Source organism: Microbacterium hibisci (assembly GCF_015278255.1).
Lineage (GTDB): Bacteria > Actinomycetota > Actinomycetes > Actinomycetales > Microbacteriaceae > Microbacterium > Microbacterium hibisci.
Window position 1 is genome coordinate 15,782 of record NZ_JADIJC010000012.1, and the last position, 12,272, is coordinate 28,053.

Genomic DNA, 12,272 nt, shown 5'->3' on the forward strand with positions numbered 1-12,272 from the left:
CGGTACCCCCACCGGCGCCGGAGGGAGAAGGAGGGGCCGTGGACACAACCACCCTCATCTGGATCATCGTCGGCATCGTGATCGTCGTCGCGATCGTCGTCGTGGCGCTTCTGCTCAGCGCGCGCGGACGCCGCGAGCGTCGCGCGCAGGCGCAGCACGACCGCGCCGAGAAGCTGCGTGCCGAGGCGCGCGAGTCCGAGCTGCAGGCGCGTGAGCACGAGGCGCAGGTCGCCCAGGCTCGCGCGGACGCCGCGTCGGCGTCCGCAGCCGCGGAACAGGCGAAGGCGCGCGCCGCGCAGGCGTTGATCGACGCCGACAAGCGCCGCAGCACGATCGACGAGCACGAGGCGGATGCCGCCAAGTACCGCGCCGAGCAGGAGAAGACCCTGCGCAAGGCCGACGAGGTGGACCCGTACGCGACCGAGTCGGGCACCGCGACGCGGACGGCCGACGCCGACCCGCGGACCGACGCCCGCACCGACCCGCGGGTGGACCCCCGCACCGATCAGCGAGCGGCGGACGCCCGCACCGACGCGCCGGTCGGCGTGTCGGACGACGGCGTGCGTCGCGAGTACCGCGACGACCGCGTCGATGACGCGAACGCGGCGTCGCGCAGCACCGTCGACCAGGTCGACGACCCGCCGCGCACGCGACGCGCCGACAACGTCTGACCGGCCTCGCCGGATGAGTGCCCGGGCCCCGGCCCGGGCACTCTGGCGTGCGGGGACGCTACCGTGGGTGCGTGACCGCCCTGCTCGCCGTGCCGCGCACCGCCGGCCGCCTGCTGTGGCGCCACTGGCCGGTGCTGCTCGCCCTGTACCTCGCCGCGATCCTCGCGCGGTACGTCGTGATCGAAGCGGCGGGCTGGGTCGGGTCGTACAACGCGGTCGCCGGATCGCTGCTCCTCCCGGTCGCGATCCTCGCCCGTCTCATCGCGCTCGTCGCGATGTTCCTGGTGCTGCGCGACGGCATGCGCGAGCTGCGCGCCATCGCCCCCCTTCCGCCCGACGCGGCCGCACGGCGTCGCGAGTTCTTCGCCGCCCTGATGGCCGGCATCCTGCCGTTCTTCGCCTTCTACGCCGCGTGGGGGTACCTCCGCGAGGATGCCGCCGCGTACGCCAACCGCGTGCTGGAGCTGAGCACGGGACGGGACATCGCGGAGGCGGTGCTGGGAACGGATGCCGGGGGCGACGGCCTCGCCGGAGAACTGACGTTGACGCCGATCACTGTGGCGATCGTCGTGGTGGCCTTCGCGCTGCGCTGGTTGCTCAAGCGCTACAAAGACCGGCTGCCGCGCTGGTTCGGCATCTTCGCCGCCTACCTGGAAGCGGTGTGGGTGTACTTCGCCGCCGTCGTCATCTCGATCGGCGTGGGCTACGTGACGTCGTGGGTGGCCACGCGCCAGGGCATGGTGTGGCTCGCCGACCTCCGCGAGACGATCGCGTCGGCCTTCGTTCCACTGGCCTGGCTGTGGGAAGCGGTGGAATGGCTGCTCGGCGAGGCGGGCGGCATCATCCTGCTTCCCGTCGCCTGGCTGACGATCGCGGGCGTCGTGTACGGCCAGGCGGTCGCGCCGAAGGCCGTCGCGGTCGACGAGTTGGGGGGCGAGGTCGGCCGACGCATCCGCTCGCGCTACCGGTCGCTGCCGCAGCGCCTCCGGGCGCGGCTCGCCGACCTGTGGGGCGAGATCGTGTCGCGGTTCGCTCCGATCGGCAGGGCGCTGGTGCTGATGTGGCGGTCGGGTCCGGTGCTCATCGGCGGGTTCGTGCTGCTGTACACGCTCCTCCTCGCACTGCAGGGGGTGCTCGAGTGGGCGGTGCCGCGCGCATTCGGCCCGCAGGACGTCGACGACTTCTGGTTCGTCAACGATCAGCTGATCTTCCTGATCGCGCCGATCGTCATCGAGCCCATCCGCATCGCGCTGGTGGCCGGCGGGTACGACGGCGTCATCGGCACGCTGCGGGGGCGCGCGGCGGTGCCGGAAGAGCGGACGGATGCCGCGGCATCCGTCCCGGATCAGGGCTCGACGATCGCGCGCACGAACTCGGGCAGCGCGGTCGCCGAGGCGAGCTCCACGGCGAACGGGCCCGACGCGTCGGCCGGCACGAGGTAGTCGAGCTCGAGCTCATACGGAGCCGTGTCGTCCGGGTCGCAGAACGTCTGGACGTCGGGGTCCCACTCGCGCCCGAGATCGTCGGTCGCGTTCCACTGCCGCTGCGTCCCGGTCGTCTCGCGCAGCACCGGCGTGGTGCAGCCGAACGCGCGGGAACCGGGTTCGATCCGCAGGGTGATCGAGACCACGCGGGTGTCCTGCGGCGCCAGCGGGAGGTCCGTGAACGCGGCGCTCGCGGGGCCGACGGTCGCGCCGGCGTACGACATGGACTCGCCGGCGTCGAGCGTGAGCGGTCGGGTGCCAAGGGTCGCGTCGCCCGCCGGTCCCTCGTTCCACGAGATCGTCAGGATGAGAGCCGGAACGAGGAGGGCGATGGCGCCGAGGGCGAGGGCGTTGGCGCGCCACCACCCGGTCACGGGTTCGTCCAATCCGTCGGCGACAGCTCTGCGGAGGGCGCGTCGGGCACGTCGGCGAGATCCACAGCCAGCACGACCATCGAGTCGAGCCGCGTGTCGGCGTTCAGGGCGAGTTCGAGCCGGGCGCTGCCGGCGTCCAGGCCGCCCGGCAGCTCGAACGCGAGGCTCCCCGAGAGCGGGACGCCCGCCGACAGGGTGGCATCGGTGAGCGAGTCGGGCCGATCGCTCGCGCTGAAGCGCACCCCGTCGACCTCGAGCATGGCGTGACTCAGGCTCGCGCCACGCTCCGCGACGACGGCGGCGGCATCGAGGTCGACGATGAGCCAGTTGCCCTCTGCCGACCAGCCGTCGGCTCGCACCTCCGCGGCGCGGCGGAGATCGGTGATCGTCACGGCGAGGTTGCGGCCGGTCGCTTCCTCGCCGACCGTCGCGGGGACCGTGAACGCCGACTGCGCCTGATCCTCGCCGGGCGTCGCGAGCGTGACGAACCACGCGATCACGATGAAGCCCACGCCGAGCGACCACGCCGCCCACGCGGGAAGCCGCCGCTCAGCCGTCACCGTCGGTCTCCTGATCGGCACCGGCGCCGACGTCCTCGACGACGAGCGTCATGCGGGCGTCGGGGACCGGATCCGTCCAGTTCGTCCCCGACATCACGACGGATCCGGTGTACAGCGACAGCTCGTTGAGGGTCACGACCAGTTCGTCCTCGGCCGCGAAGGCGCCGGCGTCGACGGCCCAGACATAGACGAGCTCGGCCGGCACGCCGGGCTGGAGCGCCGGTGCGATCGTGACGTCGTCGATGCGAGCGACCGACCTGCTGGTCGCAGACTCGACACCCTCGACCGAGAACGAGGCCTCCACGCCGCTGTCTCCCGTCGACGGCAGGGGGCGGTCCCAGGCGTTCTCCACGTCGACCACGACGGCGAGCACCCGCTGGCCGTCCTCCAGGGTGAGTCCGGTCCCCGGCAGCTCGTCGATCAGCACGGCGCGCTGCACGGTGAGCGATCGCTGCGCCGTCACGTGCTCCTCACCGGCCTCGAGACGCACGAGCTCGGCGGGAGCGGCCGTCGCGAGGCCCCCGAACGCGGCCGTCGCGACGAGGAAGAGGGCTGTCGCGATGCCGGCGAACCAGGCCGTGGGCACCCGATCGCTCGCCGCGCGCAGCCACTCGAAGCGGCGCTTCGGCGCGCGGGCGGCATCGGGCGACTCGGACACCCGCCCAGCCTAGGGCGCGGGCTGCGCGGCATCGCGTCCGGCGGCCGGAAAGGCATCGTGCAGGGCGCGGCGCACCTCGAGGATGCCGGCACGACCCCTCGACGCGGTGCGCTGCGCCGTGAAGATCTCGCGGGTCGGGCGACCGGGGAAGTCGAGCAGCGACACCGCCGGCGACGCGCCCTCCCCAAGAAGGTCGGGCAGCACGGCGACCGCCTGACCGGCGGCGACGAGCCGCGCGTGGGCGGAGAGGTCGGCCAGCTCGTAGCGGACGTCCGGCTCGAATCCCGCCGCACGGCACTGCTGCACCGCCCACAGGCGGGAAGCGGTCCCCGCAGGCTCCATCACCCACGCGCGGCCGCGCAGGTCCTCGAGCGACCGTGCGAGATCGCCCGAAGCCACCGCCAGATGGATCGGATCCGTCCCGAGCGTCTCGCGCTCGAGGCCGTCCGCGTGTGCGCGCGTGTGCCCCGGGTACTGCTCCGCGATCACGAGGTCGACGCCGCGGGCCGTGAGTTCGAACAGACCGACCTCGGGCGGCAGCTCCACGAGCTCGACACGAAGCTGGGGAGCACGTTCGCCGAGGAGGCGCAGCGCGGCGGGCACGATGGCGAGCGCCGCGGTCTGCATGACGGCGACGCGCACCGGCGCGAGCCCCGGGTGCAGCGACTCGAGCTCTCCGCGCGCCTGCTCGTCGAGGTCGAGCGCGCGGGTCGCGTGGGCGGCGAGGACGCGCCCGTGCTCGGTGAGGCGCACCCGGCGGCCCTCGGGCGCCAGGAGGGCGACGCCCGCCTCCTTCTCCAGCTGGGCGAGCTGCTGCGAGATCGTGGAGGGGCTGTACGAGAGCGCCTCGGCGACCGCGGCCAGGGTGCCGCGGAGTGCGAGCTCGTGAAGCAGACGCAGCCGTCGCAGTTCGAACACCGGCATCCCATCGATAATCCCGAACGATATCCATCGTAGATCATCGCTTTTCACGAATGAATGGATGCCGCACCCTTGACCTCATGCAGCAAGTCGAGCCGACCGTCCACAATCCGGCGCCTGTCGGGCACATCGAGGTGCAGGCTGGAAGCACGGAGTCCGACGACGTGACATCGGGAGTGCGAATGGAAGACCGATCCGAGCAGCGCCTCGCCCGGGACGCGGTGGCCCTCGCCCAGCGGTGGGTCGCCGAGAGCGCCGAGGTCGAGGTCGATCCGGCGGCCGAGCGTCTGGCCGGAGTCCTCAAGGACCCGAACGGCCTGCCCTTCACGATCGGCTTCGTCGACGGCGTGATGCGGCCCGAGAGCCTCTCGGCAGCGGCATCCCATCTGCATCGCGTCGCGCCGCTCGTGCCGGAGTTCCTGCCGTGGTACCTCCGCGGCGCCGTGCGCGTGGGCGGCGCGGTCGCGCCGGTGCTGCCGTCGCCCGTCGTGCCCATCGCGCGACGCGTGCTGCGCGAGATGGTCGGGCACCTGGTCGTCGACGCGCGGCCCGACAAGCTGGGCCCGGCGATCGCCGCCCTGCGCGAGAGCGGGGCGCGGCTCAACCTCAACCTGCTGGGTGAGGCCGTGCTCGGCGAAGAGGAGGCGCTGCGGCGCCTGGAGGGCATTCACGAGCTCATCCGTCGCCCCGACGTCGACTACGTCTCGGTCAAGGTGTCGGCGATCGCCAGCCACATCTCGATGTGGGCGTTCGACGAGGTCGTCGACTCGGTCGTCGAGCGGCTGAGGCCGCTGTACCTCACCGCCGCGTCGACAGGCTCAGCGACGGGCCCGACCTTCATCAACCTCGACATGGAGGAGTACCGGGACCTCGATCTGACCATCGCGGTGTTCACCCGCCTGCTCGAAGATCCGCGGCTGCGCGGGCTCGAGGCCGGCATCGTGCTGCAGGCGTATCTCCCCGACGCGCTGCCGGCGCTCGAACAGCTCACCGCGTGGGCGCAGCAGCGGGTCGCGGCCGGCGGCGCGCGCATCAAGGTGCGGCTGGTGAAGGGTGCCAACCTCGCGATGGAGCGGGTGGATGCCGTCATGCACGGCTGGGACCTCGCCACGTACGACGCGAAGGTCGACTCCGACGCGAACTACGTCCGCTGCCTGCGCTTCGCGCTCGAGCCCTCGCGCACCCCGGCGGTGCGCATCGGCGTCGCGGGCCACAACCTCTTCGACATCGCCTACGCGTGGCTCCTCGCGGGCGAGGCCGGCGTGCGCGACGCGGTCGAGTTCGAGATGCTGCTCGGCATGGCGCAGGGCCAGGTCGAAGCCGTCACGCGCGAGGTCGGCCACGTGCTCCTGTACGTGCCGGTCGTGCGCCCGGACGAGTTCGACGTCGCGATCAGCTACCTCGTGCGACGCCTGGAGGAGAACGCCTCCAGCGAGAACTTCCTCTCTGCCGCCTTCGACCTCGCCGACGACCCGGCGATGTTCGAGCGCGAGCGCGACCGGTTCCTCGCGTCCCTCACGCGTGCCGACGATCCCGCTCTGACGACGGGCCCGAATCGCACGCAGGACCGTGCCGCCGAGGCCGGAGCAGACCTCGCCGCCGGAGATGAGGTGCGGCCGGCCTCGCCGCGCGCCCAGGCGCGACTGCGCCGCGCGGCCGCCGCGGGCGAGTCGGGACTCACCCAGGCTGTCATCGGCATCGCCCGCTCGGCGGTGCCCGGCGACACGGCTCCGCTGGAGCGCTCGGTGCCCGAGCAGGTGTTCGGGGCCGAGGCGTTCGTCGAGACCGCGGTCTTCGCGCCCCGCGAGTCCTCCGCGCGAGCGAGCGGCGCACCCGGCTTCCGCAACAGCGCCGACAGCGACCCCGCCCTGCCGGGCAATCGCGCCTGGGCCCGCGGCATCCTGTCCCGCATCGAGACCTCTCGCGCCGGCGACGCCACGATCGCGGAGGCGCTCGTGACCGACGAGCCGACGCTGCAGGCGATCGTCGCACGGGTGCGGACCGCAGCGACGGCGTGGGGCGCCCTGCCCGCCGCGGACCGCGCGGGCGTGCTCGTCGCAGCAGCTCGGGCGCTCGAAGCGCGCCGCGGCGCGCTGATCGAGGTGGCTGCCTCCGAGACCGGGAAGGTGTTCGCGGAGGCCGACGTCGAAGTCAGCGAGGCCGTCGACTTCGCCAACTACTACGCGGCGACGGCTCGCGAGCTCGACCGCGTGAGCGGTGCGGTGTTCGAGCCGGCGCGCCTCACGGTCGTCACGCCGCCCTGGAACTTCCCCATCGCGATCCCGGCCGGGGGAGTGCTCGCGGCGCTCGCCGCGGGTTCGGGGGTCGTCTTCAAGCCCGCCCCGCAGGCGCGGCGCTGCGCCGCCGTCGTGGCGGAGGCACTGTGGGAGGCGGGGGTGCCCCGCGACGTCCTCGCGCTCGTCGACATCGACGAGGGCGGCCTGGGGCAGGCGCTGGTGTCGCACCCCGACGTCGACCGCGTGATCCTGACCGGGTCGTGGGAGACCGCGGCGCTCTTCCGCTCGTGGCGCCCCGAGCTGCCGCTGCTCGCGGAGACCAGCGGCAAGAACGCCATGATCGTCATGCCGACCGCCGACCTCGACCTCGCGGCATCCGATCTCGTCAAGAGCGCCTTCGGGCACGCCGGCCAGAAGTGCTCCGCGGCGTCGCTGGCGATCCTCGTCGGGCCGGTGGGTCACTCGCAGCGCTTCGCGCGTCAGCTGGTGGATGCCGCGACCTCGCTCCGCGTCGGACCGCCCTCCGACCCGCTCAGCGAGGTCGGGCCCGTCGTCGAGGTGCCCCGCGGCAAGCTGGAGTGGGCGCTCACCACGCTCGAGGAGGGGGAGTCGTGGCTCGTCGAGCCGCGCCGGCTCGACACCTCGCCCGAGTACGCCGGGCGGCTGTGGACGCCCGGCATCCGCACCGGCGTGCAGCCCGGGTCGAGGTTCCACCGCGAGGAGTTCTTCGGCCCCGTGCTCGGCATCATGCACGCGTCGTCGCTCTCGCACGCGATCGAGCTGCAGAACGCCGTCGACTACGGACTCACGGCGGGGCTGTACACGCAGCACCCGAACGACCTCGCACAGTGGCTCGATGCCGTCGAGGCAGGCAACCTGTACGTCAACCGCGGCATCACCGGCGCGATCGTGCAGCGGCAGCCGTTCGGCGGCTGGAAGCGCTCGTCCGTCGGTGCCGGCGCCAAGGCTGGCGGCCCGAACTATCTCGTCGGCCTCGGCCGCTGGCGCGCGACCTCCGGCGCTCCGTCGTCGGCGACCCTGCACCTGCGAGGCCTCGACACCCGCATCGCGGCGCTCATCGAGGCGGCGCAGCCCTCGCTGGACTACGACGCGTTCGAGTGGCTGCGCCGCGGCGCCCTGTCGGACGCGATCTCGTGGGACCGTGAGTTCGGCCAGGTCAAGGACGTGTCGGGGCTGGGGATCGAGCGCAACCTCTTCCGCTACCGGCCGATCCCCGCGGTCGCGCTCCGCGCGACGGCGGATGCCCCGTGGCAGGCGGTGCTCCGGGTGGTCGTCGCCGGCCTGCGCGCGGGGTCGGCGCTCACGCTCAGCGCTCCGGTCGGGCTGCCTGCGGCCGTGCGGCGCGTGCTGGCCCAGGAGGACGTCGCCGTCTTCGTCGAGACCGACCAGGAGTGGCTGCAGCGGCTCACCGCGACCGACCTGGTCGCCGCGGCCGCCGACGCGGACCCGGCGCCGCGGCCGTCGCGCGTGCGGCTGATCGGCGCCGCGGAGTCGGTCGCGGCGCTCCACTCCCTCGTCGCGAGGGCGATGGGCGGCGACCCCGACCTCGCGATCTACGACGGCGAGGTCACCACGGCCGGGCGTCTCGAGCTGCTGCCGTTCCTCCGCGAGCAGTCCGTGACCATCACCGCGCACCGCTTCGGCAACCCCGATCCCTGGTCGGAGTCCGTCATCTGACGCGATGGCGGATGCCGGCGGTGCCGGCATCCGCTCTCCGCAGCCCTCGCACGACGGCGCCCGCCCGCCCGCTCGTCCCACGCCCGCGCTTGGCGCTCCGCGCTCCGCGCTCCGCAGTCACGTTCTGCGCTGCGGCGGCTGGAGGGCGCCGCGAGGGTCACCGTTCTACAACGTTGGAACTTTCTTGCCGTTTCGGCTTGACATCGGCTCGGGGTGCGTCGCACACTGTTTTCCACCGAACAATTCCAACGTTGTAAATCAACGGTGATACCCCACGGTCAGCGGCGATCGATCCCTCGCGCGCTGGCCACACAGCACTATGAGAGGAAACGTGATGACGAAGTCACGGAAGTCGGTCGTCGCCGCAGCGGCGATGCTCGCCGTCGGCGGCCTGATGCTGTCGGGCTGCGCGGGCGGCTCGGGCGACGGCGGCAGCGAGCAGCTGACCTTCATGTTCCGAGGCAGCGACGCCGAGAAGGCGGCGTACACCGCGGCGATCGAGCAGTTCGAGAAGGACAACGACGTCGACGTCAAGATCATCATGACGACGGCCGACGAGTACAGCACCAAGCTCAAGGCCGCGATCACCGGCAAGCAGGTGCCCGACGTCTTCTACATCGACCCGGGCAGCGTGCAGGCGTACGTCAAGACCGGCATCATCAAGGACATCACCGAGTACGTCGAGAACGACGAGGACCTCGACCTCGACAACGTCTGGCAGTACGGCGTCGACAGCTACCGCTTCGACGGAAAGCTCATGGGCCAGGGCGCGATCTACGCGATGCCCAAGGACGTCGGCCCGTTCTCGTTCGGCTACAACCGCTCGATGTTCGAGGCGGCGGGCATCCCGCTGCCCAGCACCGACGAGCCGTACACCTGGGACGAGTTCGTCGAGGTGTCGAAGCAGCTGACGAAGGACCTCAACGGCGACGGCACGCTCGACCAGTGGGGCACCGGCCTCAACGTGATGTGGAACCTGCAGCCGTTCGTATGGTCGAACGGCGGCGACTGGCTGAACGAGGACCGCACCGAGGTCACCGTCGACAGCCCCGAGTTCGCCGAGGCGCTGCAGTGGTTCGCCGACCTGTCGACGGTCGAGGGCGTGACGCCGTCCACCACCGACGCGCAGACGCTCGACACCTACCAGCGCTGGATGCAGGGCCAGATCGGCTTCTTCCCGGTCGGCCCGTGGGACGTCCCCGTGTACGAGACCCTCGAGTTCGACTGGGATCTCATCCCCTACCCCGTCGGCGCGACCGGTGAGACCGCCACCTGGACCGGCACCCTCGGCATCGCCGTGAGCGAGTCCACGAAGGACCCCGACACCGCCGCGAAGCTCGCGATCTACCTCTCGACCGACCCGACGGCTCAGCAGTCGCTGGTCGACGCCGGCGTGCAGATCCCGAACCTCATCGACATGGCCGACGAGTGGGTCGCGTCCTCGACGCTCCCGCCGAACAACAAGCAGGAGTTCCTCGACATCGTCCAGGACTACGGCCGCGCGCTCCCGGCGAACACCACCTACAGCCCCGAGTGGTACGACGAGCTGTTCAAGAACATCCAGCCCGTCCTGGACGGTGACCAGACGGCCGCGGACTACCTGAAGGAAGTCCAGCCCCGCATGCAGGAGATGCTCGACAAGGCCAACGCCGATGCCGGCATCGGCTGAGCGGGAGTCTTCCGAAGCCTGATCGGAGAACGGATGCCGCGGCCCCGGCCGCGCCGAGCGCACCGGCCGCGCCGGGTCGCGGCATCCGTCCCCTTCCTGCCGTCCTTCTCGAATCGAGGTCCCTCATGTCGACGACGACACCCGTCCGCCGCTCGCGGCTCCACCGTCGCGAGCACCGCGTGGCACTCGCGCTCGTCGCGATCCCCGTCGTCGGGTTCCTGGTGTTCACCGGCTACCCGCTCGTCTTCTCGGTCTACGCGTCGTTCACGAAGTGGAACGGCCTGAGCGAGCCCGCCTTCAACGGCATCGACAACTTCGTCGAGATGGTGGGCGACACGTACTTCTGGCAGTCCATGGGCAACACGATCTTCTACATGATCGGCATCCCCATCGGCCTGATCCTCTCGCTGATGCTCGCGCTCGCGCTCAACCGCAAGATGCGCGGCACCACCTTCTTCCGCACCGTGTACTACGTGCCGGTCATCTCGTCGCTGGCTGCGGTGGCGATCCTCTGGCAGTGGGCCTACAACGGCGACTTCGGCCTGGTGAACCAGGTGCTCGCGCTGTTCGGCATCGAAGGCCCGAACTGGCTGCAGAACCCCGACACGGTGAAGCCGGCGATCATCATCATGGCCGTCTGGAAGGGCCTCGGCTACTCGATGCTGCTGTACCTCGCGGCGCTGCAGTCGGTGCCGCGCCACCTCTACGAGGCGGCCGCCCTCGACGGGGCCGGCGCGTTCCAGCAGTTCCGCCACATCACCGTGCCGATGCTCAACCCGGTCACGTTCTTCCTCGTCGTGACGAGCATCATCGGCGGCGCGCAGATCTTCATCGAGATCAACATCATGACCCCCACCGGCGGTCCCGAGTTCAGCTCGGCCTCGATCGTCTGGTACATCTGGCAGAAGGCGTTCAACTACCTGCAGATGGGCTACGCGACGGCGATGTCGGTGGTCCTCGGCCTGCTCGTCTTCGTCGTGACCGCGATCCAGTTCCGGCTCAACCGCCGCTTCCAGTTCTCGATCGACTGAGGCACCATCATGACGCTCACCACCCCCGAGACCCTGTCCGCCCTCGACGCCGAGGTGACCGGCAAGGACCGCCGGCTTCCCAGACGCCGACTGGGCCGCCCGACCGGCAACTCCGCCGGCACGCCCCGTCGCTCGTCGTCGTCGCGGCGGCTCGTGAACATCGTCCTCACCGTCGTGCTGTCGATCGGCGGCATCGTGATGATCGCACCGCTGCTGTGGACGTTCAGCACGTCGCTGAAGACCCGCGAGGCCGTCTTCGCCCTCCCGCCCCAGTGGATCCCCGATCCGGTCGTGTGGGAGAACTACGTCCGCGTGTGGTCGGCGGGGCCCCTGCTGTCGGGCATCGTCAACTCGATCATCGTGTCGGCGACCGTGACCATCATCGGCACCGTCACCTCGATGCTCGCGGCGTTCGCGTTCGCCAAGCTGCGGCTTCCGGCGAAGAACCTGCTGTTCCTCATGCTGCTCTCGGCGATCATGATCCCGTTCCCGACGATCATGATCCCGCAGTTCAAGCTGTTCGCCGACCTCGGCATGGTCGACACGCTCTGGCCGCTGATCCTCCCCGGCGTCTTCGGCAACATCGTGATGATCTTCTTCATCCGCCAGTACCTCGACTCGGTGCCCGACTCGATCATCGAGGCCGCCAAGATCGACGGCGCCGGCTACCTCCGGATCTTCTTCACGCTGATCTTCCCGGCCATCCGGCCGGCGATCGCGGCGCAGTTCATCCTGTGGTTCATGGCGGTGTGGAACGACTACCTGGCCCCGATCATCTACCTGAACTCGCCCGAGAAGCAGACGCTGCAGCTCGTCATCGCGAGCTTCAACGCGACCTACGCGAGCCAGACCGACTACCCGCTCATCATGGCGGCGTCGTTCATCGCGCTGATCCCGGTGCTCGCCGTGTTCGTGATCTTCCAGCGGCAGATCATCGAGTCGGTCGCCCTCACCGGAGCGAAGGGCTGA

10 protein-coding genes are annotated in these 12,272 nt (G+C 71.0%); 6 read left to right on the forward strand and 4 right to left on the reverse strand.

All coding sequences use genetic code 11. The features are described 5' to 3' along the window. The first annotated feature begins 38 nt into the window (after window positions 1–38). Together IM770_RS17245 and IM770_RS17250 are read left to right on the forward strand one after the other, a co-directional pair. Window positions 39–671 carry a hypothetical protein gene (locus IM770_RS17245; RefSeq protein WP_203582383.1) on the forward strand — a complete coding sequence of 211 codons (633 nt, stop codon included), beginning with the start codon at window positions 39–41 and terminating at the stop codon, window positions 669–671. A 71-nt stretch (window positions 672–742) separates the two neighbouring features. Then, window positions 743–2,113: a hypothetical protein gene (locus IM770_RS17250; RefSeq protein WP_203582384.1), complete on the forward strand. Its 1,371-nt coding sequence runs from the start codon at window positions 743–745 to the stop codon at window positions 2,111–2,113. Here the strand turns inward: IM770_RS17250 and IM770_RS17255 are convergent. From IM770_RS17255 to IM770_RS17270, 4 genes are read right to left on the reverse strand one after another with little or no spacing between them, the layout of a single operon-like run. After that, window positions 2,017–2,529: a hypothetical protein gene (locus IM770_RS17255; protein ID WP_203582385.1), complete on the reverse strand. Its 513-nt coding sequence runs from the start codon at window positions 2,527–2,529 to the stop codon at window positions 2,017–2,019. The two genes, IM770_RS17250 and IM770_RS17255, sit on opposite strands and share 97 nt — an antisense overlap. Next, entirely contained in the window at window positions 2,526–3,089 is a 564-nt protein-coding gene (locus IM770_RS17260; RefSeq protein ID WP_239066392.1) for a DUF4352 domain-containing protein, read from the reverse strand. The genes IM770_RS17255 and IM770_RS17260 overlap by 4 nt, the downstream gene beginning before the upstream one ends. Next, window positions 3,079–3,747: a hypothetical protein gene (locus IM770_RS17265; protein ID WP_203582387.1), complete on the reverse strand. Its 669-nt coding sequence runs from the start codon at window positions 3,745–3,747 to the stop codon at window positions 3,079–3,081. Before IM770_RS17265 ends, IM770_RS17260 begins: the two co-directional genes overlap by 11 nt. A 9-nt stretch (window positions 3,748–3,756) precedes the next feature. Further along, on the reverse strand, window positions 3,757–4,665 hold the full coding sequence (locus tag IM770_RS17270; RefSeq protein WP_203582434.1) for a LysR substrate-binding domain-containing protein: 909 nt from the start codon (window positions 4,663–4,665) through the stop codon (window positions 3,757–3,759). Window positions 4,666–4,850: 185 nt separating this feature from the next. On the opposite strand from IM770_RS17270, the gene IM770_RS17275 reads away from it, so the two are divergent. The 4 genes from IM770_RS17275 to IM770_RS17290 all read left to right on the forward strand — a co-directional run bounded on the left by IM770_RS17275 (window position 4,851) and on the right by IM770_RS17290 (window position 12,272). Then, a complete protein-coding gene (locus tag IM770_RS17275; RefSeq protein ID WP_239066394.1) occupies window positions 4,851–8,603 on the forward strand; it encodes a proline dehydrogenase family protein in 3,753 nt (1,250 codons plus the stop codon). Between the two features lie 334 nt (window positions 8,604–8,937). Then, the gene (locus IM770_RS17280; RefSeq protein WP_203582389.1) at window positions 8,938–10,272 is read left to right on the forward strand and encodes an ABC transporter substrate-binding protein; all 1,335 of its coding nucleotides are present in this window, start codon (window positions 8,938–8,940) and stop codon (window positions 10,270–10,272) included. A gap of 125 nt (window positions 10,273–10,397) precedes the next feature. Next, entirely contained in the window at window positions 10,398–11,303 is a 906-nt protein-coding gene (locus tag IM770_RS17285; protein ID WP_203582390.1) for a carbohydrate ABC transporter permease, read from the forward strand. Between the two features lie 9 nt (window positions 11,304–11,312). Continuing rightward, window positions 11,313–12,272 carry a carbohydrate ABC transporter permease gene (locus tag IM770_RS17290; protein ID WP_203582391.1) on the forward strand — a complete coding sequence of 320 codons (960 nt, stop codon included), beginning with the start codon at window positions 11,313–11,315 and terminating at the stop codon, window positions 12,270–12,272.